General features: G+C 42.8%; 19 protein-coding genes and 5 pseudogenes. 4 read left to right on the forward strand and 20 right to left on the reverse strand.

The genetic code is table 11. From position 1 onward, the window contains the following. Nucleotides 1–184: 184 nt before the first annotated feature. The 3 genes from BTA30_RS18065 to BTA30_RS18075 form a co-directional block, all read right to left on the reverse strand. The gene (locus tag BTA30_RS18065; protein ID WP_076762690.1) at nucleotides 185–712 is read right to left on the reverse strand and encodes an IbrB-like domain-containing protein; all 528 of its coding nucleotides are present in this window, start codon (nucleotides 710–712) and stop codon (nucleotides 185–187) included. Next, nucleotides 694–2,007 (reverse strand): DUF3440 domain-containing protein, encoded by a 1,314-nt coding sequence (locus tag BTA30_RS18070; protein WP_076762691.1) that lies wholly within the window; start codon nucleotides 2,005–2,007, stop codon nucleotides 694–696. Before BTA30_RS18070 ends, BTA30_RS18065 begins: the two co-directional genes overlap by 19 nt. Before the next feature lie 864 nt (nucleotides 2,008–2,871). Then, complete coding sequence (locus BTA30_RS18075) at nucleotides 2,872–4,083, reverse strand: MFS transporter (protein ID WP_076762692.1); 1,212 nt, start codon at nucleotides 4,081–4,083, stop codon at nucleotides 2,872–2,874. A gap of 105 nt (nucleotides 4,084–4,188) precedes the next feature. Between BTA30_RS18075 and BTA30_RS18080 the strand changes: the two genes are divergently transcribed. Continuing rightward, on the forward strand, nucleotides 4,189–5,010 hold the full coding sequence (locus BTA30_RS18080; protein WP_076762693.1) for a MerR family transcriptional regulator: 822 nt from the start codon (nucleotides 4,189–4,191) through the stop codon (nucleotides 5,008–5,010). 198 nt (nucleotides 5,011–5,208) lie between these two features. After that, nucleotides 5,209–5,512: pseudogene (locus BTA30_RS18085) on the forward strand (sigma factor-like helix-turn-helix DNA-binding protein); the annotation flags it as partial. A 779-nt stretch (nucleotides 5,513–6,291) separates the two neighbouring features. Here BTA30_RS18085 and BTA30_RS18095 read toward each other — a convergent pair. From BTA30_RS18095 to BTA30_RS18125, 7 genes and pseudogenes are all read right to left on the reverse strand, one after another. Further along, nucleotides 6,292–7,194: an alpha/beta fold hydrolase gene (locus BTA30_RS18095; protein WP_204511316.1), complete on the reverse strand. Its 903-nt coding sequence runs from the start codon at nucleotides 7,192–7,194 to the stop codon at nucleotides 6,292–6,294. Between the two features lie 431 nt (nucleotides 7,195–7,625). Then, nucleotides 7,626–8,207, reverse strand: a complete 582-nt coding sequence (locus tag BTA30_RS18100; RefSeq protein ID WP_076762696.1) for a TetR/AcrR family transcriptional regulator — start codon at nucleotides 8,205–8,207, stop codon at nucleotides 7,626–7,628. 106 nt (nucleotides 8,208–8,313) lie between these two features. Beyond that, entirely contained in the window at nucleotides 8,314–9,723 is a 1,410-nt protein-coding gene (locus BTA30_RS18105) for an MBL fold metallo-hydrolase (protein WP_076762697.1), read from the reverse strand. A gap of 271 nt (nucleotides 9,724–9,994) precedes the next feature. Continuing rightward, the gene (locus BTA30_RS18110; protein WP_076762698.1) at nucleotides 9,995–11,194 is read right to left on the reverse strand and encodes an FAD/NAD(P)-binding oxidoreductase; all 1,200 of its coding nucleotides are present in this window, start codon (nucleotides 11,192–11,194) and stop codon (nucleotides 9,995–9,997) included. A 166-nt stretch (nucleotides 11,195–11,360) separates the two neighbouring features. Beyond that, a complete protein-coding gene (locus BTA30_RS18115) occupies nucleotides 11,361–12,005 on the reverse strand; it encodes a response regulator (protein WP_076762699.1) in 645 nt (214 codons plus the stop codon). Further along, nucleotides 11,980–13,074, reverse strand: a complete 1,095-nt coding sequence (locus BTA30_RS18120) for a PAS domain-containing sensor histidine kinase (RefSeq protein ID WP_083696866.1) — start codon at nucleotides 13,072–13,074, stop codon at nucleotides 11,980–11,982. Before BTA30_RS18120 ends, BTA30_RS18115 begins: the two co-directional genes overlap by 26 nt. 208 nt (nucleotides 13,075–13,282) lie before the next feature. After that, nucleotides 13,283–14,026 (reverse strand): annotated as a pseudogene (locus tag BTA30_RS18125) (MBL fold metallo-hydrolase). A 188-nt stretch (nucleotides 14,027–14,214) separates the two neighbouring features. Here BTA30_RS18125 and BTA30_RS18130 point away from each other — a divergent pair. Next, nucleotides 14,215–14,625: an Lrp/AsnC family transcriptional regulator gene (locus tag BTA30_RS18130; protein ID WP_076762700.1), complete on the forward strand. Its 411-nt coding sequence runs from the start codon at nucleotides 14,215–14,217 to the stop codon at nucleotides 14,623–14,625. Nucleotides 14,626–14,772: 147 nt separating this feature from the next. Here BTA30_RS18130 and BTA30_RS23540 read toward each other — a convergent pair. From BTA30_RS23540 to BTA30_RS18170, 9 genes and pseudogenes are all read right to left on the reverse strand, one after another. Beyond that, nucleotides 14,773–14,895, reverse strand: a pseudogene (locus BTA30_RS23540) (poly-gamma-glutamate hydrolase family protein); the annotation flags it as partial. Beyond that, nucleotides 14,895–15,303 (reverse strand): annotated as a pseudogene (locus BTA30_RS22590) (GTP-binding protein); the annotation flags it as partial. The pseudogenes BTA30_RS23540 and BTA30_RS22590, both read right to left, overlap by 1 nt. A gap of 100 nt (nucleotides 15,304–15,403) precedes the next feature. Next, complete coding sequence (locus BTA30_RS18140; protein ID WP_076762701.1) at nucleotides 15,404–17,068, reverse strand: nucleoside recognition domain-containing protein; 1,665 nt, start codon at nucleotides 17,066–17,068, stop codon at nucleotides 15,404–15,406. Continuing rightward, nucleotides 17,062–18,177: an NAD(P)/FAD-dependent oxidoreductase gene (locus BTA30_RS18145; RefSeq protein WP_083696867.1), complete on the reverse strand. Its 1,116-nt coding sequence runs from the start codon at nucleotides 18,175–18,177 to the stop codon at nucleotides 17,062–17,064. Before BTA30_RS18145 ends, BTA30_RS18140 begins: the two co-directional genes overlap by 7 nt. A gap of 304 nt (nucleotides 18,178–18,481) precedes the next feature. Beyond that, nucleotides 18,482–20,191: an urease subunit alpha gene (gene ureC, locus BTA30_RS18150; protein WP_076762703.1), complete on the reverse strand. Its 1,710-nt coding sequence runs from the start codon at nucleotides 20,189–20,191 to the stop codon at nucleotides 18,482–18,484. Continuing rightward, a complete protein-coding gene (ureB, locus tag BTA30_RS18155) occupies nucleotides 20,188–20,562 on the reverse strand; it encodes an urease subunit beta (RefSeq protein WP_076762704.1) in 375 nt (124 codons plus the stop codon). Before ureB ends, ureC begins: the two co-directional genes overlap by 4 nt. Then, nucleotides 20,559–20,876 (reverse strand): urease subunit gamma, encoded by a 318-nt coding sequence (ureA, locus tag BTA30_RS18160; RefSeq protein WP_076762705.1) that lies wholly within the window; start codon nucleotides 20,874–20,876, stop codon nucleotides 20,559–20,561. The genes ureB and ureA overlap by 4 nt, the downstream gene beginning before the upstream one ends. A 794-nt stretch (nucleotides 20,877–21,670) precedes the next feature. After that, on the reverse strand, nucleotides 21,671–22,192 hold the full coding sequence (locus tag BTA30_RS18165) for a hypothetical protein (protein ID WP_076762706.1): 522 nt from the start codon (nucleotides 22,190–22,192) through the stop codon (nucleotides 21,671–21,673). Between the two features lie 52 nt (nucleotides 22,193–22,244). Next, the gene (locus tag BTA30_RS18170) at nucleotides 22,245–22,898 is read right to left on the reverse strand and encodes a TetR/AcrR family transcriptional regulator (protein WP_076762707.1); all 654 of its coding nucleotides are present in this window, start codon (nucleotides 22,896–22,898) and stop codon (nucleotides 22,245–22,247) included. Between the two features lie 321 nt (nucleotides 22,899–23,219). On the opposite strand from BTA30_RS18170, the pseudogene BTA30_RS18175 reads away from it, so the two are divergent. Further along, a pseudogene (locus BTA30_RS18175) lies at nucleotides 23,220–23,523 on the forward strand (sigma factor-like helix-turn-helix DNA-binding protein); the annotation flags it as partial. An 89-nt stretch (nucleotides 23,524–23,612) separates the two neighbouring features. Here the strand turns inward: BTA30_RS18175 and BTA30_RS18180 are convergent. Further along, entirely contained in the window at nucleotides 23,613–24,209 is a 597-nt protein-coding gene (locus tag BTA30_RS18180; protein WP_076762708.1) for a class I SAM-dependent methyltransferase, read from the reverse strand. Between the last annotated feature and the right edge of the window lie 33 nt (nucleotides 24,210–24,242).

Here is a 24,242-nt window from a genome sequence, read left to right on the forward strand (position 1 = left end):
CACAGGGTACTGAATAAAGATGTTGAGTATCTAGCTGGACAGGTCGGAATACATGATATGGTACTTGACTGAATCACGAAACAAGGATGCACCGGTGTTTTTTAATCACCTTTTTTATGATCCTTCCTATTTTGTCAACGGTCTGGCTTGAACCTTTCGTGACTTTAGTCACGAGAGGTTCAATTCATATAATATCATCACTTTCCCATGCTTCTGAAAATTCATCTTCCGCAAACAAAGATGCGATGCCACTGATCTGTTTTAATCGCAAAAGTTCGTCTTGATCCATCCCGATATTTTCCATGATCCACGAATCACTAAGTCCCGCTTCCGTCAGTTGTCGAACAATATCTACCATAATATCAATCGAGTGCGTACCACGTGCTCGATTGTGCCGGATCGTACTTGCCATCCGATCGGATAAAGGTTTGTCAATGACAGAAACAGGTAAGCAATAATCCTCACGTTTTGCGATTTCTTCACATTGCTTCATCACCATATAACGGTGGAAACCGTCCACGATTTCGTAGCGATCTTCTTCCTTCAAATAATAACAAACAATCGGCATCGTATAGCCATCTTCTAAAATGGATCGCTCCAATAGTTTCATTTCTGGTGGGGCAACAGAATTCGGATTGTAGGAATTTGCTTGAATCTTACTCATCGGTACCCGTAAGATATTGTATACTGGGCTTATAAAAGGTTTTCCCATTGTTTCATTGCCTCCTTTTGCTTTTGCAACTCATCTTTCGTTTGTCCAAAGCCCATGTAATGACAAGAAGTGTCATTTTTTAAAATAGTAATACACATGCGCTTATATGAAGGAACCAATCGAAATCCTTTTATATGTACTTCATCGGGGTATACTTTGAAACGAATGACATGATACTCCTTCTTATATTTTCTCTTGTTTTTTGGTTTACCGAGGTTTTCAAAAACAAGATCAGTTTTCTCTAACTCTTTAACAACCGAGACAGGCAATGCGCCGCCTATTTCTACCCAATAGCGAATGGAAGCTTGAAATTTGCGCAGATATATGTCTCGTGTATTCTTAGGTAGGGACTTTAAAAGAAAATTGGTGTAGGTTTTCCATGTATGTCCTGGCGGCAGAGAAACCGATTTATAACCAACGGCTTTTGTTCCACCGTAGATCGCCGCAAAATTAGCGCCGTTCACTCGCTCCACAAGACGGCTCCAAGCGGTCGGTTCAATGGCACGATACAACTTCAATGCATTCACCCCGCAATCATGAAAGGGATTTGCTACCCGCATATCGTTCAACGAAACACCTGCCCGATAATACAGATCGTACAGTTGATTGTAATCAAAGCCGAATTTTCCATTAGCTATCCATACATCATCTACTTTCCAATCATAAATCGGGTAGAAGTTAAAGAGGTTCATTGCGATCCGCTTACTATAGTTCAACTTTCCGTACATGGTAAAGGTGTCGTTTCTTGTCACGGCATGATAACGATTCAGACTTTCTTGTGCACGTATGCCAACAAGGATAGCCGTACGTTTTTTGCTTTTCTCTTTATGGAGCCACTTTCCAAATTTAGTTTGAAAAGAATAGTCCGACATACCTACCTCAAAAAAATCGAACGGATGGTTGTCAAAGTTGATCACATTCTCCGGCATCTCTCGAAACCAAATCTCTTTTTCTTCCGGGTTCCAAGGCATCCATGTAGATTGATACATGGAAACGCCACAAGATGCAGAAATTGGCATACAAAGATGGTAATAATGAAATTCCGGGTATTTGCCCATACAGCGCTTAACATATTCAATGGTTTGTTGATAGTTCCCTTCGTAGTCAATATGGTAGACGGACACTTGCGCATCGGGATGGTGTTGTTCGTAATAAACATGCACCAATTCTAGCAACAAACCAGAATCTTTTCCGCCGGAAAAAGGCACCACAACATGGTCGAATCGTTGAAATATATAGTCCAAACGCTCCATCGTAGCTTCATACACATTTTTTCCAAGATGAATTTTTCCCATATTAAGCTCCTATGTAGAGTTTATATTCTTCGTTGATTAATTCAGCTTCATAGATATCAAAGAATCGCTCTTTAAGTTCGTATGCTCGACCAAATAAAGGAAAATTATCAGTCTATACTTGCAACTTTAGTTGATCACCAAAGCTTTTAAGGTCTATCCGTCTCGTAAGAAGCACATAACGGTCTTTCATGAGTGTCTGCGTTCTTTGTCTGACACGTTATTTTTGATCAAACTTTATATACAGTAACAATGGCCATTCATTTTGATATCATGAAGGCTCTTTTATTAAATAAAGGATTTATTATTTTTTCTCTTCTTTGAATGACAGATAGTGCTCGATTCCATCTAATATTCGTTCAAGTCCAAAATCGAAATCATCAGCTATAGGATTAGCATCTTCATTTTCCTTGGTATAAGCTCTTGACATTAAAACAGGATAAAGGTCTGGGTACCGTTCTTGTGTTACTAATTTTTCAAGTGTATCTCTATAGTCAAATCTACTAATTGTATTAGGACTTAGCCCATCTTATTAGCCATTCATATCCTTCATGATTATACCACACAAAATCTAACATATAATAGTAAGCGTTTTCTATTCAAGGTTAAAAAACCCCCTATCCGTTTAGGTTAGGGGGTTCATTTCTAAAGAGGCATATCGTCCAAACTTATCAACACATGCACAAGACTTCAATAGTACAATATAACTATCATGCGACAAAACTCTCTCTTAACCGCTTTTTCTTATATCATCATTTACATATTCAATTATTGAATTTACCAAAACTGCTGCCCCTGCCTACTTGAAATACATGATTCTCATGTTTTTCGTCCAGTTAATAAAATCAAAAATGGTTCCTCACGCTTTTAAAGCGGTTCATTCAAGGCTGAACCCTCATTCGTTTTTTCTTTCCAAACCATTGTAAGACTCAGGCCGACAATCATAACGATACCTGCAAAAAGGAAAGGATAATGTATGTTAACATCAAACAGAATACCGCCCAGAGCCGGGCCGAAAATATTCCCTAAGCTGGTGTAAGTGGAGTTCATGCCTGCTACGAAACCCTGCTGGTTGCCGGCAACTTTGGATAAAAACGTTGTTAAGGCCGGGCGCAGCAAATCAAACGCCAGAAAAATAAAACAAGTTACAAGCAAAACGGCTAAAAACCCTGATATGACAGCAGATACGAAAGCTAAGACCGCACCGGTGATTAAGCAAAGTTGAATCACCCTTTTCTCTCCAAGTTTATTGACCAATTTTCCGAATAATAAAACTTGAATAATGACGGCAACGATCGAACTAATCGTAATAATGGTGGCGATATCCTTTGGCGTGAAGCCGAATTTATGATCAGAAAACAAGCTGAATACCGTTTCATAGGCTGATAAGCCGAAAGCCAGTACAAAGACAATAATAAATGCAATGAAATAGACTGGATGAATGGATTTTTTTAAGTCTTTGAAGAAATTGGATTCCTTTGTATTTGACAAGAGTTGTTCGCGCTCTTTTTTCGGCAATGACTCTTTTAATATAAAAACGGAAGAGACAGCGGCCAAAAATGCTAAGGCTGCAGCGAAGAAGAACGGCATGCGAATGCCATAGCCGGAAATAAACCCTCCAGCCCCAGGCCCAATTATAAAGCCGGTACTAATAGATGCAGAAACATACCCCATAGCCTTCGACCTTTCCTCTAGGGTTGTAATATCTGCTACATACGCTGTTACGGCAGGCATGATAAAAGCGGCGCTTATGCCGCCCAATATCCTCGATAAATAAAGAATTGAAACATGGGTTCCTAAGCCGAAAATCAACTCTGAAATACTGAAGATCAGTAATCCGAAGACAATCATTTTTTTTCTCCCGAAACGGTCAGCCCATCTTCCCGCAAAAGGTGAAATCATTAACTGGGAAATTGCAAAAACTGCAACAAGATAACCCATGGTGCTGCCGGATAAATTCATGATATTCATAAAAGAAGGCATAACCGGAATAATTAAACCGATGCCAAGAAATGCTATGAAAATGTTGCTTAATAGTATAATGAATACCGTCTTTTGTTCTTTAATTGATTTTTTCATCTTAAAACTCCTCTTTTATCTATCCATCTCTTTGATGGTCGAAGCTTCTTTCAAGTACAATAAAATCATAAAGTATATGGTTACCGTATAGTCAAGGAGGTTTTTATGAGCGAAGATTTAAAAAAGTATTTCACCACAGGTGAGTTTGCCAAGCTCTGCCGCATAAAAAAACAAACTTTGTTTCACTATGACGAGATTGGTCTATTTTCTCCAGAAATAAAAAAAGAGAATGGTTATAGATATTATTCATATAATCAGTTTGAACTTTTTCAAGTTATCAATTTGTTTAAAGAGGTTGGTGTACCATTAAAAGAAATCAAGGCTCTCTTAAAAGGGAAAACACCAGGCAGGATCGTTCCGCTTCTTAAAGAAAAGTCGGCTGAAATTGAGAACGAAATTAAAAAGCTGAAGTATTTGCAAAAGATCATACAGACGAAAGTGACTTTAACTGAACAAGCGTTAGAAACCGATTTCTCCTCGGTTTCATTTCAATATTTAGACGAAGAAAAATTTATGATAAGCAGAAATACATTACATTTACCGGAACGAAAATACATTGCAGCCATTTCAGAACTCATTCACTATGTAGAGTCTCATGCATTAGATGAGGGGTATCCTGTCGGCGGAATCTTTTCACGGGAACAAATTCTTAAAAAAGACTTCTATAATTACAATCACTTTTATATAAAAGTAAAGGAAGGAAAAGATAAGATAAACGATCATGTGAGACCAAAAGGTCTGTATGTAGTTGGATACCAAAAGGATGAAAAAGTTGAAGATACCTACAACAGAATGATTCAATTCATTGAAAAGAACGGGATGCAGATAGGTGAGTATGCATATGAAGAGTACATGCTTGATGAAGTGATGGTCGATGGATTTGAAAATCAAATCACCAAAATCCTCCTCCAAGTTAAAGAGATGTGACGTTAATTGACTGTGTTGTTTGCTGTAAACGAACATGGCACCAATGAGAATGCATTAAGTATTCGAAATTTTTTATAGTGAAAAACAGTGCCCGTTTTGTGTTAATGATAAACTTCAAACGTTTGATTTAAGCAGGCTTTTGAAACTGACGACAAGCGTTCACTTTTAGGGAATAAAAACGGATAACATCTAGTAGTAAACGAAATCAGCCTTATCGATGTCCTGAAATCGGAAAACGAAGACGTCATCGACACCATCCAGCTCAGGCACGGAGCTAGAAAAAGTCAAAAAATACATCGACATCCTCAAGGCCTAGAGAGAAAAAGAAGTCATCGTCGACCGCTTCGGCCATGATTTGAAGAAGGAAAAAACGCAGCGCGAGATCACGAAGGTGCTCGGGATCTCGCGGAGTTATATGTCCGGACCTGAGAAGCGCGCGCTGATGAAGATGTTTCATGAGTTTTATCGGGCGGAGGCGAGCGAAGAGGCTGTAATAAGATAAATCCGGTCTCTTTGTCTTTTTTCACTTTGTATTCTTAGAATAACTTTTAAACTTGGGTTCCATTAGCAAATACATGCCATTTCGTGAAGAATGCTATTCAAACGAGCCTTCAATTTTGTATATGGTAGATGGGCATCACTCTTTTTCCATCAAAAAAGTTGAATGTCATTACTTATCCAGAAACGCCCGAAAGGTTCTAAACAAAAGAAAAACAGCACTAAAAGACCGGATTGAAAAATCCGGTCTTTTTATCAAATTCGTTTTCCATAATGATGTATCGTTTTGGCACATGGCCGTTATAAGAAAAGGGATCGTAAGTCCTCTTTGTCATGCTGCAGCGTAAAGATGGAATTCATTTCTGAAGGTCCATATTCTTTAATTAATCGTTCTTTTTAGCTCTCCCGTTATGTGAAAGACGGAGATGCTTGCAAGCTAGCCTTCCTCTAATGTTTGTTCCGTCTTCTTGCATATCCGTCGCCTTCCAGACTCCATAGCCTGTAAAAACGAGTCAGGCTGCAATGATGAGTATAGGAAAATACTTTTTTACACCTTCAACCTAATCCTGTACGTGGATATTGGAAGTTTGCTGTTGTCATAACGCTTCACCTTTAAATTATTTTATTCTATTTTTCTGCCCCGTTAACTCAATCGTCTGGCCAATCACGCAGTCAGGCTGTGTGATAGTGATAGTACGTTTCCCGTTCTGAATCGCTCTTGAGTCTAACCCGAACAGTTTGAAAACCCTCAATCGTAGCCATGATCGTCTCTGCTGTCACGCCTCAATCGAGACTGAAAAAGGCCGTCAGTTCTCCGGCCACCACTTCTGGCTGCTCTTCTGGGAGGAAGTGTCCGCAGAAGCTTATATTGCCGCCTTGTACATCTTGTACAAAAGCTCTGAGGGGAGTAACCATATCTGCGATAGAACCCTGATCAGCGCCAAGAGCGAGAATAGGTGTCTTTAGTTTCCCCAAGGCGCTTAGTTCGCGGTTTTGTTGAGCGGACATGGATGCGTCGCGGTAATAGGCGAGGCCGGCACGCAGCCCGCCTGCCTTCTTGAAAACGCGCAGATATTCCTCGATGTCAGCCTCTGAAAACACCTCTGGGTTCGCCGCCTTTCGGCGCAAGAACCAATCGAGATATTCACGCTCTCGACCGGCGATCAGCAGTTCGGGAAGATCCGGAACTGAATGAAATGCGAAATGCCAAGTTCGCCATGCATGCTCGGGGGCGGTTGGAAGAGCATCCGGTAATGTGATGCCTGGAATTCCTGCATCCATAAGAGCTAAGCGTTGAACCTCATCGCCAAACAACGCCGCATAAGGATAGGCGACCCACGCACCAACATCGTGAGCGGCGAGAAAATATCGTTTTGTACCAAGCTGCTGAAGAAACTTGTGCACCATGATGGCAAGGGTCTTCGTGTCATAGCCGACCGCAGGCCGATCGGAATCACCCTGTCCAGGCAGATCCAGTGCAATGAGCTTGAAGGTCGGAGCGAGCAGCGGCATCACTTTACGCCATGCGAACCAACTCTCCGGGAATCCAGCAAGAAGCACAACCACTTCACCGTTCTCATTACCGCCTTCTACGTAATGGAGCCTTACCCCGTCAACAGTCTGAAAGTAGTGCTTGAAGCCGGCCAATGCCGGATCGAGTCGATGCGCCGGAAGCGCTTCAATCATCCTCTTCTCAGTCCGGGGCGTGGCAGACTCCTTCCCTGCCATTTGGTTTTTCTCATTTTTTCGATTTTCATTGAACTCATCGCTAACACTCCTTAATTTGTCTAGTAAGCTATATTATGTTTTCACCTTGGAGATACCATATTGATGCTGTAAGTAAAAAATAGTTGGCATAGAGCGCCTTAGTTGTTAGGGCCGAGGCTATCATTTTGCTGAGAAGCTCCTAAGGGCATTTACCCACTTTTTCAAATCTAACTTGAATCAATTGAATTATTTTAATTTGGACCCTTTTTGTAATGAATGACTAGTAAAACCTCCTTTTTGGACTGTTTAGTTCAAAAAGGATAAAAAAACTTCTTTTAACTGACTTACCACCGATCTGACTTAAGTTTTTTCGGACCGAAAAGTCCAAAAAACTCACAAAGAACCACCTGTTACGTAAACAGGTGAAAAATGCTCTCTGAAATGTCCTCGAGGAAACACGATTCCCCTTTGACACGCGACACCACGTTCATGCCATGATTGATTGCTAACAGTAGGCGAGCAGTTTTTCGGCTATTCAATGTAGATGAGAGTTCACCGGTCTCCTTCCCCTTCTCTAGGAAGTTATAAAAAGCCTCTTCCAGCTTCCCCATACTTTCCATTACAAGTGTCTTTGTTTCCTCATCCAAGTAGGCATAATAAATAGATAAATTAGTAATCAGACAGCCACCCGGCCAGTTTTCGGCCAAAGCTACCTCCCTGTGATAACGGAAATAGTCAGTCAACCCCTCCTTGACGGTTTTAGCATTCGCCAAAATGCTTCGTCTTTTCTCACCAACCAGTTGAGAGTAATATATTGCAGCTTCATTGAGCAATGACTGCTTATCACCAAAGGTTTCATATAGGCTCGACCGGCTAATACCCATGCTGTGCATCAAGTCGGGAATACTAGTACCATCGTATCCTTTACTCCAAAAGGTCTTCATAGCGGCTCTAAGTGCCTCTTCACGAACGAACTCCTTCGAACGTCCCAATGCCATCCCTCCTTTCAAAATGGAATATAACATTTCCGGACTGATAAGTCCAATATCTGTTCAAGACAATATATCTTAAGACGGAATATTACTCATATATGGCTTGTCACACGATCGCAAGACCTTCTTTCTGCCACTGAGCCATGCCGCCGCTCAAATTCAATACTTTTTTGAAACCGTTAGCTTGCAGGATGCTGGCACCAATGGCGGATCGAGCTCCGGAACGGCATTGCATAAGGATCGGCTTGTCTCTTTTGATTTCATCCAGCCGTTCTTGGAGTGTTCCCAGCATGATATGCTGTGCGTTCGGAATGTGGCCTTCTTGCCATTCAGTCAGATTGCGAACATCAACCACGTGCACGAATCCGCCTTCCACTGTTTTTGCCATCTCCAACGGCGTTACCTCCCCATATGATTCGAGTGAAAACGCACCGCTTGCAAGGATTTTGGCACTGTCCATGAACCCTGCCACATTGTCTATGCCTACAGAGTGCAGCGCTTTTAGAAGTTCGTCCACTTCATCCGGGTTCGTCATGAAGGACACAGGACGATTGTAGTCGATAATCCAGCCTGCCCAGTTGGTAAAGGCTTTGTTAAGCGGAATGTTGATTGTACCTTCCACATGCCCTTTGGCAAATTCTTGGGAAGGACGGGTATCCACAATTTGTCCGTTTTCCAGCAAGTTTTTCACTTGTTCCATCGAGGTTATCTCTGGCACAGCAGGCAAATCTTTAAGCAACACAGGACCTTCTTTATTGACTCGTTTCATCACGGAGAAATATTTTGGTGGTTCTGGTTGCCCATCAAGCAAGGCTTCTACAAATTCCTCTTCGTGGGTATAAGCCATTGCCCAGTTAAACAGCTTTTCGTAACCAACAGTCGAAGAAGGAAGCGCTCCCAATGCCTTGCCGCAAGCGCTGCCCGCACCATGAGCCGGCCAGACCTGAAGATAATCCGGCATTTGTTTGAATTTCAAGAGAGACTTGAACATTGCTCTTGCTCCCGAATCTGACGTCCCCTTGATCCCCGCTGCTTTTTCCAGCAAATCGGGTCTGCCGATGTCACCTACAAAGACGAAATCTCCCGTAAAGATACCAATAGGACGGTCCGCATTTCCTCCACGGTCCGTCAATAAGAAGGAAATGCTTTCCGGTGTATGGCCGGGAGTATGCATAACCTCAAAAATCAGTTTTCCGATGAAAAAGCGATCGCCATCTGTCACAAGCTGATGTTTCAAATCATCGACATATTGATATTTCCAATCTGCATCGCCTTCATCGGAAAGATACAGCTTCGCTTGATACGTAACACCAAGTTCGCGGGCACCGGAGACAAAGTCGGCGTGAATATGGGTTTCTGCGGCCGCTGAGATATTTAGCTCTTCTTCTTTGGCTACTTGAAAATAAGGTTTCAGATCGCGGCCGGGGTCAATCACAATCGCGTCTCCGGTTTTTTGGCAGCCAACCAGATATGATGCATGGGCCAGCTTTTCATCGTAAAAGTAGCGCAATAACATTTTGCATTCCTCCTCTTACATCATCATTTGTTTTTTCTGTGAGCACTTTACGCAACGATTGAATAACACAGCGTCTTTAAACTGAAGATCTACATTATGATAAAAACTATTGTTCCAGTTTCCTCAAAAAGATCATTCAGTGACAGATCGCCGTCCCCAATTTCAGCACATTCATTGTGAATCAACGTAACAATCGCTTGCTGAGCTTTTGGAAACAAATCATACAATGACATGGTCGTTCAAAACTTCGTCTTTCCCTTCGAATCCTCCCTTACATCCGTCCTTTTAACATGCCATTCCAATATATAACAGGAAGCAATCTTCTTTTTAACATGTACATGCTGAGCCGTTCCTTAGACTGATCAAACGGAAACGTTTCTTGCGGAACCTTGTTGTAGTCAAACTCAGCAAGTACTACTTTGTTGTACCCTGTAACCAGCGGGCAAGAGGTATACCCATCATACTTCGCATCTAATGACGAGCCGTTCATCAAGGAAATTAAGTTTTGTACTATAACCGGAGCTTGTTTGCGAATCGCCGCTCCCGTTTTGGAAGTCGGCAAGTTGGTGCAGTCGCCAATTCCGAAAACATTGGCAAACTGTTTGTGTTGCAGAGTGTACGGATCAACATCCACCCATCCACCCTCATCCGCCAACGCGCTCTCTTTCATCAATTCGGGCGCTTTCATCGGAGGGGTCACATGAAGAAGATCGTATTTCAATACTTCCTGTTCTTTGGTCTCCAGATTCTCGAACACGGCTTCTTTTGAATCCGCTCTAACTTCGATCAGGTTTCTTTTGTACATCGTATGGATGCCCTTACGCTGGACGACTTTATTGAGCGTATTTGCGTATTTCGCGACATCGAAAATCATTGTCTTCGCCGATGCAAAAATAATTTCCGACTGATTGCGAACATTGGACTTGCGAAAATAGTCGTCTGCCAGGTACATAATTTTCTGTGGAGCGCCCCCGCATTTCACTGGAGAATCCGGATGAGTAAAAATGGCGGTTCCACCTTTAAAGTTGCGAATGTTTTCCCAAGTGCTGTCCACCGTATGATACGAATAGTTACTGCAAACCCCGTTTTTTCCGACAGCATCCTTCAAGCCTTTGACCCCGTCCCAATTAATTTGCAGCCCGGCGGCTACGACGAGGTAATCATAGGAAACGATCGTTCCCTGTTTTGTAAGGAGTGCATTCTGTTTCGGGTGAAACTCCGTTACGGCATCGCCAATCAAGTCAACGCCGGCGGGGATCAGGGAGGACAGATCACGCTCCGACTCTTCCTTCTTCGCTGCGCCAGCTCCAACTAGCGTCCACAAAGGCTGGTAGTAGTGCTTTGTTTGTGGGTCTATGATGGCAATTTGTCCTTTGAGTTTTTTAGAAGCCCGGACGAGACGGGCGGCTACAGAGATGCCAGCAGTCCCAGCTCCTACAATGACAACGGAATAATGAACTTGTCTTGCCATAGTCAACCCCCTTTTGCTTTTAGAAAGTTGATGTTTTTCTTAAAGATGCGTATCTCTGTTTTTAAGTTAACACTGATCTCCCTTTTTCTATATAGGGGAACTCCCCTACTTTTATGTGAGCCCCCGTCTTCTCAAGCTGACAAAAGGCAGGTCAAGGAACAGTGTGTTACAACGCCAAATCCAGATATTTGTTTTTGATCGCATATTGGATCAACTCGTGTTTCGAATCCAGCTCCAACTTCTGCATGATATTCGTTTTATGGTTTTCCACGGTTTTGACGCTGATCGAGAGTTTATCCGCGATCTCCTTATTGGCATAGCCCAGCACAATGAGTCTGACAATCTCCTTTTCGCGAACCGTTAAAACAGAAGGCGGCTTTTTGGGCTTTGTATTCAGCCATTGACTGATGATGTCTTGCGATACGGATGTCTTGTAAAAATGTTTTCCTCGGTACACCTCGACAATCGCCTGAAAAAGCAGTTGGCAATGGCTGTTCTTTAAGATGTATCCATGAGCCCCCACCTCGATTGCTTTATGGACAAAAATTTCCTCGTCATGTATCGTCAAAATCACGATTTTAACCGATGGATTCAACTTTCGGATCTCACTGCTCGCTGTAAATCCATCCAATCCATTTGGCATCGACAAATCCATCAGCACCACATCCGGTTCCAACTGACTGGTCTTTAGGATGGCATCGCTGCCATTGTGGCTTTCCCCCACAATTTTGATTTCGGGAAAACCTTCCAAAAGCATACGTATGCCTTTCCGAATCATCGTGTGGTCATCTACCAACAATACCCTTATCACTCTCCTCACCCTCCTTGTACTGTACTATTACTTTAATAGACGTACCTTCCTGGGGGATGGAGTGAATTTGAAGACTTCCTTTCATCTGATCGACTCTCTCTTTCATATGTTTGAGTCCCAGACCTTCCTCTACTAGATCGCGCTCAAAACCGATACCGTTGTCCCGAAGCATCAAAATCAGCTCGTCGCCTTCTTTGAACAGTATGACTTCAATAAGTGTCGCTTGCGAATATTTCAGGGCATTATGCAGCGCCTCTTGAATGATACGATACAAATTAATTTCCAAAATCGGCTGCAAGCGATCGCTGACATGGCTGCAGGTAAACGTAATGGAAACATCCTTATGAGTCTTGTTCAAGCTGGAAACAAGGTACTTGACAGTAGGGGGCAGCCCAAGCTGATCGAGACTATGCGGACGCAGCTGGAGAGAATAGAGCTTGACGTCTTGTATCGCTTTTTCCAGTTCATCCACGATCTCCTGCATGTACTCTCTAAATTTTTCTTCCTGCTGAATACGTGATTGAATCGCTTGAATGCCTACTGAAATCGAATAAAGCGATTGTCCTACACCATCGTGCAGTTCCTGAGCCAACCGTTTGTGCTCGTTTTCCTGGGCTTCCAATGTTTTTTGCAGAACCAGCTTGGAGGTCCTGGCTTCCTCTTCCTTTTTCTTCTTCGTTAAATCTTTCAGGACCAAAAGGACTTCCTGCTTCATTTGTTCGCCGTTTTCATAGATGACAGCCGTGCTCATCTCCATGTCGACGAATCGCCCCTCATAGGTGGGCATTGAAGAAAGAAAATAAGGGACTTCACGCTTGGCCAGCAAGTAACAACGATCTTCTCCCGCTTCCAGTTTTCTCGTTTGACAGTAGGAACAGTATGGAACCTTGTCCTCTAATTTCCACCCCGTCATCTTCTCTGCGGACGGATTCATCACCAAAATTCTTCGTTCCTGATCCATGATAATGATTCCATCTTGCAAGTGGTCGAAGATCTGCTTCAAATAGCCGCTTTCCATTGTCTTTCCTTTTTCTTCATACCGTTCAAAAAAAGTTAGGTTTTGACACATAACAAATCCTCCACACGTAATGGTTCTTAAATCATTCCCGTTTCTTTCCTTCTACATATTTTATTTTCATCAATAAAGTGAAGAAGGGCAAGAGTAGGAAGAACCCGGTGATGAAACCTGTAACCAGCACCTTTTCTATCTCTGGACTGTTCATGATCGTGACATACGAATAGAATAAGTAGGAAATTCTGAGTGTTCCCCAATCTATTTACTTGTGCTTTCCCTCGTCTCGTAAGGTTTCAAAATGAAACGAACGTAGTCGTATTAGGTGCATGAATAAGTATCCTTCCCAGTGGTTAACAGCTTCCATGTGGCTCACGATAATTTTCGCATGAGGAGCTGCCTTGTACGTTTCATAGATATCTTCTTTCCCCATGATGAGAGAACCGCCTTCAAAGAATTGATTATTTCCGCCATCTACTACAATGATTTCTGGTTGATGTGTATCAATCTCTTCTTGGACCGCAACATACCATACCGTATCTCCAGCTACATATAACGGTTTCTCATTTTGATGTTTGAAAACAACACCGCACACTTCGCCAGCTAGTTTTAATATTTCTCCTCTTCCGTGTTCGCCTCTTGTTTTGATGAGCTGGATACCTTCGAAAACAGTCTCTTCTATTAAAACCTCAACATTTTGGAAACGGGCATTTCTCACTTCTTCAGCATCTGCTTCATTCTGAACAAACATTTTAATATCTTTTGGTAATATTTTTTGAGCAGCCTCGTCAAAGTGGTCTAAATGCAGGTGAGTAACAATGACCGTATCAACATGATTGATGATTTTATCAACAGATGTTGGTAAGCTGACTAAAGGATTTTTTTGATCTTGTCTTGCTGAATTTGGGAAAGGAGGTAAGTCCCTATCTCTGCCAACATTGGATCTAATAGGAATTTTTCCTGCATATTCGACAACAAGTGTTGCATTTCGAATTTGTTGAATATTCATGTTTAAAGCTCCTTTTCTTGCAATTTACGTACAGTTTAAACGATGACCCATTCTCAAATACATGGATAAAATCAAGTCTTTTGGCCGTTTGACTTGAATTTCGAAAGAATGTATTTATTTTGTGCAAATGATCAAAGCGGTCTAAAATATACACAAATTGTAACTTCGGTTTGAAAGGATTTGGTTTTATGTTGGATCACACGGACATGCGAATATTAGAAGAGTTATCTCAAAATAGTCGGATTACGATGAAAGAATTGGGAGATAAAGTTCATTTGACAGGGCAAGCAGCTGCCTCAAGGGTTGCCAAATTAGAAGATAACGGAGTGATTGAAGGATATACGATTAAAGTGAATCAAGTTAAATTAGGGTATTTTGTACATGCTTTGATTCATATTTGGACAAAAAGCTCTTATCATGAGCCTTATCTCTCATATATCAATTTGCAAGAGAAATATGTAATCAATAACTATAAAATTAGTGGCGATAGCTGTTATCTTCTTGAATGTAGATTTCCATCTATTGAATTGTTAGATGAATTTCTGGTAGGCTTAGACAAGCATGTCAATTATAAATTGTCGATTGTTATTAATAAATAGTCCAAAATTTATCGAGAAACATACCACACGATATTGGTATGTTTTTTTATTTCAGTCTTAGATGCTGGTCAGTGTCTTTTTGTTTGACTTGAAAATCGGGCCATCTGAGTTATAAACGTTTTTGGCAGCCATTTTTTAAGCAGCAAGCTCAGCAAAGTTTTCACTAGTAATATGCAAATCTTTATTTCCATGAGATTTTTTTAGTCCTTCAAATCAATAAATAGAATATTTTTTGCTTAGCTCTCTAGCCAATTCGCTTGTCCCGCCTTCCGCTCATCTTCTTCACAGACAGCTTTCTTTTCAGTCCAAAAGGCTGTCCCCGGAATAACTGCCAAAAACGATTGGCGTTCACAACCGGCAAAATCGGGTTAAATCAATACCCAATCCCTCATCGATGTAGGAAAAGGTTGTGCAACCGGAATCAGTTCGCTGATCCCGGTTCACTCAATCGATATTCCTAACATCTAGCATCTAGTGCGGCAAATGCAGCCGTTTGACATTTCGACCGGTTTTTCATCCGTCCGCGCAAGACCTCCGCCTTGCTTGACAAGTCCGGCGTCAATGTTGACTTCACTCTTGTCATTAACGGTCACCTTCATGCCCTGGCGATTTTGCAATATGTAACTAGCAAAGTCGTTTTGCCCGCCACCAGGTATTCATCAAAACTGTTACAGTCATTTTTTGTTCATTTCGTTCTCCTTCTTCCTCACATCGAACAAATCGAAACAATTACGATTTTTATGTTATTTCACTACATTGCAAGTGAAATGAAACACATTTATAAGGACAGCAGCTTAAACATGCACAGCAGCACAAGAGCTGAAACCGCCGCTGTCAGCATCTGTTTGCCGATGAGCCCGGCAGCCGCTTTGATTCCCAATTCATTTGCAATTGTCCAGACCGTCACCATACAGGATGAAAAGGTCGATGCAAGATAAACCAACAAAAACAGCGTTCCTCCAGATAAAGCATGCAGAAGGGCTCCGCCGCCTTCATTGAAAAGCAATATGCCGTCTTTCCTAATCATTGAGAAGACAAGACCGGGCGCAGCTTCTTCCGGGGCGCCGAACGCTTTTAAAACCGGCGATGCAAGCATTGTGAAGAAACGAAGTACACCGAGTTCATGTAATATCGTTGCCGCGAGACAAATGACAAAAAAGATCGGCATAGCCTGAAATATAAACTGCCTGAGCACCGTTTTCACCCGAAATACGGTTCCTTTCCATGAAGGCCGCTGCAAAAAGGATTTTCTGCTTTTAAAATAGGCGGACCACTTTTGCTCAACTGGATACCAAAAACGATTATGAGCGGCACCGACTGCCGCGAGAGTCAAAAGATATGGAATAAACAGCCACTCCTGCCCCGCAGCATGAAAAATGGACAGCGATGCTCCGATTTGATAACTGCATGCAGAACCGAAAGAAATCATTGATATGCATGGCCTCCGGGTACACATGCTGCAGGCGCGGGTCTGCTGAACAGCCACGACATTGCAGCCAAATCCGGTGAGCAGCGGCACTAAGTCCTGGCCGTTCATACCGATTTTTCTCATGAAGGGGTCCAATGAATCAACAATTCGATCCTTTAAGCCCGAATCATCTGCTGCCGCATTTGCGATGGACATAAATAAGACGACCGGAAACGCCCAGACGAATGAATAAATACCGAGAGAAAAAAGGCCATAGCTTCCCGCCAATATCGCTTCAAGCCAGGACGGCCAGCTTACCGCCGCTTCTTTTAGCGGTTCGATCAGCCATTCGCCCGCATACTGCTGGGCCCATTCGGAAACATGAAAAGCCAACATAACCGGCAGCATGAACAACACACATAAAACCGGCAACGAAAGGAGCGGCCCCCAGATGCGATGATCCAACCACATGTTTTGAGGCGGCGCAGATTCAAGCTTTAAGCATTCGATCTGTTTGCGTTTCAGCGGATGAAATGAAGCATCCTTTCTTAAAAAAGCGAAGAGGCGCTCTTTTTTGCTTTCCGTCATCTTTCGCGAATCGATGGGCAAAACCGGCAAATCGTATCGATTGATTTGATCAGAAAGTTTAAGGCGCATCTTCGGCGTCATTTTATCCTTAAAGGTCACGATAAAATAGACATGCTGACAATCCGGGGGAATGAGCCCGAGGATCGTTTGAAGCTCTTCGGAAAAATGCGTGCCGCGCAAAACGGCTATCGTGTGGTCCGCTTTTTCAATTTCTCTCTTCACCGCTCTTTGAGCAACGCTATCATCCAGCCTAATCCCAGGCGTATCCACGATCATCCAGCCTGGAAGGCTCTTGATCTCCCTTTCGGTCACAAAAGCCGTCGAACCTTTGACATTGGTCTCTTCTCCGACTTGCTGATCTGTGATGGAGGAAAACAACGTCGTTTTTCCGACTGACTCCAGTCCGATCAGCAGCAGGCGCTGTTGTTGCTTCGGTTTTTTTAACATTCGCAATGAACCTCACAACAGCTCAAATCAGTCAGAAACATTTGATTCTCTCTGTATTCTGAAAGTACTTTTTCATCCGGCGGATAGCCTAACTTTTTCAGCAAGTGCTCTGCAATCACCGCAAACCTTTGCCGGAATTTATAGATAAAACAAAAGACGGCTTTCTGATGCTGGACACTGGGCCCGATTAAATAGAGGTCATCCGTGATTGTCGACATATCCGCTTCTGTCAGCAACGGTTTGCCATTTTCAGCCCACTCAAATAGATGTTCGATTTGTTTGGCTCCCGAATGAAATCCGGTCGCAATAATCGGCCGTGTATCAGAACGAATTTTTCTGCCGTTAGCCAAGTACAGATCATATGCTGAGCATCCCTTTTTCGTCATTTTCTCTACCTTGGCGTGTTCTAAGAATTGCACTTTCTCTTTTTGATAAGCCGCTTCAATGCGCTCCCATGTATACGGAGAAAGCGACAGGCTCGGGTCGGCCTCAGCGTTTTCTTTTATCGAATTCGGCATAATCACCGTCACATCACTTCCATACTCCGCCAGCTGAAAAGCCGCATCCATCGCGCTTTCATAACCGCCGACCACATAATAATGAGCTTTTTCAAGTTGGCTCCATGCAGTTACTTTGCTGTTATGCAATCCAAGCTCAGCGCCCGGAAACGAATGCTTCGGAAACTGAAACTCCCCTGCCCCCCAAATCACCGCTTTTGCTTTTATCTTGCCTTGATCCGTTTCAAGCAAAAAGCCGGCGTCATCTTTATGCACCTTCCGAACTGCCGCGCCTTCGACAAGAGGCAGCTGAAAATGGTCGGCTAAAAGAGACAAATACTCCGCGTACTCCGATCCGCTCAAATGCTCGCGCTGAAATGTAAAGGCCGGTGACGTACCCGGAGCGACGGCATTTAAATCTAAAGCGCCAAAACCCTGTCCTGTAAAGGAAGGTGTAATCAGTTTCATTTCTTCGGGCCATAGATTAAACGAGGCCCCTGCACGGTCTTTTTCTAAAATCGCGAACGATTCAAAACCGAGTTTTTTCAGAACGATTCCCATTCCAATGCCTGCGGGACCCGCTCCGACTATAACGATTTCGCAATCATGCAACGTTATCACCTCTTAAACGAAATCACTTCAATTGATGTCGTGTTTTTGTTCAACACGATCAATAGATTTTATCACAGTGCTTCCTTGAAGTAAATAGTAATGATTACGATTTAAGATGTGTGAAGATATCTACCTATGGAACGTTTAATGATCCGCAAACGCGAACAGACAAGGCGATTACTTACACAGCTTTCCTTTGCAGGTAGTAATGGACTTTGGGGAGATGGATGATGTTCCTCACGAAAAGAAACATTTATGATGCCGTAAAAATATGAAAACAGCTGCCCGAAGGCAGCGTGCTCGTTTAAAACAAAAAATAGCGCTGTGCGAGTGGAACTTGGCTGACAGGCTGGCAGGAAAGCTCCTCACCATCGGCAAACACCTGATAAGTCTTATGGTTGACTTCGATTTTCGGCAGTGCGCTATTTAACTTCATGTCCAGTTTGCTCAATCCGCGAATATGACGCACAGGTGAAACCATTTTTGTCAGTCCTAATGATTGAGGCACACCGCGCTCTATACTTCGCTGTGACATAAAGGTCAGGGATGTTGACTGATTGGCTTTGCCGTAACCCGCGTACATTTTTCTCATAAGCACGGGTTCAGGTGTCGGAATTGAAGCATTCGGATCACCCATTTGAGCGCGGGCAATCATTCCTCCTTTTAAAACGAGTTCAGGCTTGACACCAAAAAAGGCCGGGTCCCAGAGGACGAGATCAGCGAGCTTTCCTTTTTCAACAGAGCCTACCTCATGGCTGATGCCATGGGTAATGGCTGGATTGATCGTATATTTTGCAATGTAGCGCTTGGCGCGCACATTGTCATGTTGATCTTCTCCCGCCAGCCGGCCGCGCTGCTTTTTCATTTTATCGGCGGTTTGCCATGTCCTGATGATAACTTCACCGACTCTGCCCATCGCCTGCGAGTCAGAGGAAGTCATGCTGATCGCGCCGATATCGTGCAAAATATCCTCCGCTGCAATTGTCGCCGCCCGGATTCGTGAATGGCTGAAAGCCACGTCCTCAGGCACATTGGCATCAAGATGGTGGCAGACCATCATCATATCCAGATGTTCGTCCATCGTATTGACTGTATACGGAAGCGTCGGAGTTGTCGAAGACGGCAGGATATTTGAATAGGAGGCAAGCTTCAGCATATCGGGGGCATGTCCGCCGCCCGCTCCTTCGATATGGTACGTATGGATGACACGATCACCGATCGCTTCAAGCGTATTCTCCAAGAAGCCCGCTTCATTCAGTGTATCCGTATGGATAGCAACCTGAACATCGGCTTCTTCAGCGATTTCCATACACGTCTCGATCGCCCTCGGCGTTGTGCCCCAATCTTCATGAAGTTTGAGACCAACCGCGCCCGCTTCGATTTGCTCAAGCAGAGGCGCCGGATGAGAAGCGTTTCCTTTGCCGAGAAAACCTACGTTAACGGGAAACTCCTCGGCTGCTTCAAGCATTCTCGCCATATACCAGGCGCCTGATGTACATGTCGTGGCTTTACTTCCTGTCGCCGGCCCCGTTCCCCCGCCAATTAACGTCGTCACACCGGAAGAGAGGGCTGATTCCATTTGCTGCGGGCATATAAAATGAATGTGTGTATCCACCGCACCGGCAGTCAAAATTTTCCCTTCGCCTGAAATCACTTCCGTTCCGGCCCCGATGATCATATTCGGATCGACTCCGTCCATGATATCCGGATTTCCGCTTTTTCCAATGCCGGCAATCCGTCCGTCTTTGATCCCGATATCAGCTTTCAGAACCCCTGAGTGATCCAGCACGATTACATTTGTAATCACAAGATCGAGCGCTCCGTCTTTCCCTGTCACCCTTCCATTTTGGCCCATGCCATCCCTGATCGTTTTCCCTCCGCCAAAGATGACTTCCTCGCCGTATACGGTAAAATCTTTTTCGATCTCAATCCATAAATCTGTATCGGCAAGCCGCACTTTGTCTCCTGTCGTTGGTCCGAACAATTCTGCATACTGCTGTCTCGTCAGTTTCATTTAACCACCCCCTCAATCCAGCCTTCGCCTTGCAAGCGCTCGAGCGTTTTTTGCCGCCCTCTTTCATCCATGCACCCATCAGCAAGTCCGTTAAAACCGCGCACCGTTTTTCTTCCGCCAATAGCTGTCAGTGTTACCTTTCGCTCCTCGCCCGGCTCAATCCGAACTGAAGTGCCTGACGGAATATCAAGCCGCATACCGATTGCTTTCTTGCGGTCGAACAAAAGGGCGCGATTCGCTTCCGCAAGATGAAAATGCGATCCGACTTGTACAGACCGTGATCCGGTATTTTTTACAGATAATTCTGTCTTTTCTTGTTCCTCGTTAAGCGTGATGTATCCGTCAGCAATTTGAAAAGCTCCCGGCTTCATGACTTCACCTCCTGGACAATCGGCTGATGAACCGTTACAAGCTTCACACCGTCAGGAAATGTCGCTTCAACCTGAATGCTGTCAATCATTGCAGGCACGCCATCCATCAGTTCTTCAGCTGACAACACATGCCGTCCCGCCTCCATCAGCTCTGCGACGCTCTTCCCTTCCCGCGCCCCTTCCATGATAAAACATGTCAAATAGGCGACAGCCTCTGGGTAATTTAACAGCAGCCCCCGCTCTTTTCGTTTTTTTGCCAGTTCCCCGGCCGTAAACATTAATAGTTTTTCCTGTTCTGTCGGTGTTAGTTTCATGCTACCCCTTCCTTTCACAGCAAAATAAAAACCGATTATTTCATATTTTATCTTTCCACCTGATGCTTGCCAACGTACAATATAACTAAACTTAATATTAAACTTCATAAATTATTTTACTTATAAAAGGAAGCAGCTCCATCTTATTTACGTGCAAAAAGCCCTGTATTCGCCACCAGAACACCGTGTTCGGCATTTGTTTCTGGATGACTGCAATACAAAAAATGAAACAATCAATTGTTTACTTCCCAGATTTGTTGACAAGAAAAGCGTTTGTATTTGACGGCGGAACACTGTATTTTATTTCAGAAAATCCCCTTGAGAAGTATGGTGAAGTCGATAAAAAAGCCCCGATATGTACCGGGGCCCTCATGTCTCTTCCAATGAACTTTTAATTTGCATAGAGTTAAATACCCTTATATTAACCTTACTTTTTGATGGTTTACCGTTTTTCAATATCTTTCTACATCGATATAGACCCTGTCTTTCATGTTTTCTTTCGATTTCCCAGTGACCGATATTAGCCTTAAAGAGATCTGTTTTTATGGAAAAGCGTTGGCCAACCTGTGAGTGGTATCGAAATCAGCTTGTTCGACGTCCTGAAATTAGAAATGGTGTCTTGTATCCACTGCGACTGTATGAGGTTTGGCAACACCTTTTTTACGTGTTGAAAAGGAGCCTTCATGACATGGGGATGGCTCCTTATTTAAAAATTCATATTGCTTTATACCCGCAATTATCCAATATATCTATATACTCTTGTAGTATTATCCCTTCTAAACTAGGAGTACGTGTTAGCTTTCTATTTTCACAAATTCTTGCGGATTAGATCGAATATACGTGCTAATTTGTTTCAGACTATTTGGAGCAATCTCCATGAAACGTTCAAACAAAGAACTTACAGTGACTAGGAGTTGATGATCGTGATCCAAGTCTTTAAAAGTAGCTTCATTCCATTGAAGACCTATCGTGCGGTTTCTTGCTTCGAGAACTCCTTTCGTTTCATCAAGCAAGCGAATCATGGAAGTATCACCAAAGAAACGTAAACTACCCGTCACTCCAATCCAATAACTGGGTTTATCCAGCAAATAGGATATCCAAGTATAGTACTCACTCACCGAATTTTTTGCATGATCGTACAATACTCTAAACATGCATAAAGCTTGTTGTCCCTTGGTAAGTTGAGATATGACTTGGGCTTTCACAGACATATCTTTTCCACGAATTTTTAGAAAGGTTGGCTCCATACATATCCATCCAAGCCTTTCATCATCTAATAAATTGAAATCCTTTTTTCTCACTGTTACTAATGTCATTTACTCACTCCTTTTTGACTGTCATGAATGTCAATAGTAAGGGTAAAAAAAATTACTCTGGTTTTAGTACTCCTACAGCCGACTCAATCACTTGCTCTAAATTCGTCTCTAGCTGCTCCTTCGTCTCCAATTCCGAAGCTCCTTGTGACAAGAGATCTTGCTGAAGTTTGTCTAAGTAGTTCATGCCTTGTGATATGGCACCCCAAAATTGCATAGCCATTAGGTTTGCATTACCCTGACGAATCGTCTTTTGATTAATGCCCTTCTCAATGGCTTGTGCCATCGGCTTCATGAAACTCTTTACCCATTCGAACGGAGAGAATTGTTCAGCCGTATACAAGTAATGAACATCCATACTGATTCGCATATAAAAGCGAGAGACATGAGGTTCATCTAGTACTTGTTTGCAAACCATCCGTGCATACTCGCTGAACAGAGGAAGTGTTGAGTCCTCTTGCTCGAAATGCGACTTCGTAAAACATTGAGTCTTTTCCATCATGTACTCGTATAGTTCACGAAACAAGGTTTGCTTGTTTTTGAAATAGTGATAAACGAGCCCGCGCGCTAGACCTGCCCGTTCCGCTACTTCACCAATCTCGGATGCTGCGAAACCTTTTTCCGCATAAACGTGAATGGCTGCCTGCAAAATCTCTTGCATCCGCTGGTTTCGAATTTCTTCATTTTGTTCTTTAGTACGTGGCGACATTGTGTATCCCTCATTTTAATTGACATTCATGACAATTAAAATATAAAGAAGATAGGAGTTATTGTCAATACAAAAGTCACTGCTTGAAATCGCAACACTTTTGATATTGTTCTAAATTTCTTCTTTAGTCCTAGAACCATATCCATTCATCAAAAAAACTGCGATCGCAACACCTCATTCAAATACAAATTGTTTATTTAATAACTCTTGGGGTCCCAAATTGAAGTTTCATTTACCTTTCACAATTATTCCGCTACTTTATGCAAACTTGTCTTTACCTAAAACACCACAATACTTTAACGTATAAAAAACGGATAACATCAAAGTGCTAATGAAATCAGCCTCATCGATGTCCTCAAATCGGAAAACGAAGACGTCATCGACACCATCCAGCTCAGGCACAGAGCTTGAAAAAGTAAAAAAATACATCGACATCCTCGGACCGAAGAGAAAAAGAAGTCATCGTCGGCCGCTTCGGCCTTGATTTGAAGAAAGAGAAGACGCTTGCGAAGGAGCTCGGGAGCTCACGGAGCTATGTGTCGCGGTTGAAAAGCGTGCGTTGATGAAGATGTTTCATGAGTTTTATCGGGCGGAGAAGGAGAAGCGAAAGATGGCGGAGGGGAAAATGCAGAAGAAGCCGGATCTAATTTTCCGGCTTGTTTCTTTTAAAACTTATCGTAAAGACATATATATGGAGTTATAAAAAACAAGAAATCACTTTATGCTACTGGATATAAACATTGAGGCATCTTGATCCATAAAAATACGATGACCATGATAGAATGTCTTAATTTCAGTTGATTTAAATCCAACATCGGATAATCTTTTTTTCAATTCTTCGTGCGAAAAACCGTTATGAACTTTCGGATGTTGTATTTTATCGTTTTTGTCAAAATCAATAATCATGAGCTTACCGCCATTATTTAAAATGCCGAACAATTCCTGTAAAATTTTAATCGTATCCGGAATATGAAGAAGGACGAGTGACATTAAAACGATGTCTGCCTTCAGTTCAGGAGTTTCTTGGGTGAAATCTGAATAAAGCACTTTTGCGTTGGCAATTCGTTTGCGAGAAATTTTAGCTTTCGCCACCTCCAACATTTGTTTTGATGAATCAACCAACAAAATAGAATTTACTAAATCTGATAATTCTAAACTAATTAGACCAGTACCACTCCCATAGTCAATTAAAGATTTTGATTGACTATTTCGTAATTCCGGTCTTACTTCATTAACTATCACTTTGGCTAATTCAATTCTTTCTTCTGTATCATATCGTTTTGCCATCTGTTCAAAAACGTTATTTTCCATATTCCACTTCCTATTTATTAAAATTAAAGCTAC

It is taken from the genome of Bacillus swezeyi (assembly GCF_001969815.1).
Classification (GTDB): Bacteria; Bacillota; Bacilli; order Bacillales; family Bacillaceae; genus Bacillus; species Bacillus swezeyi.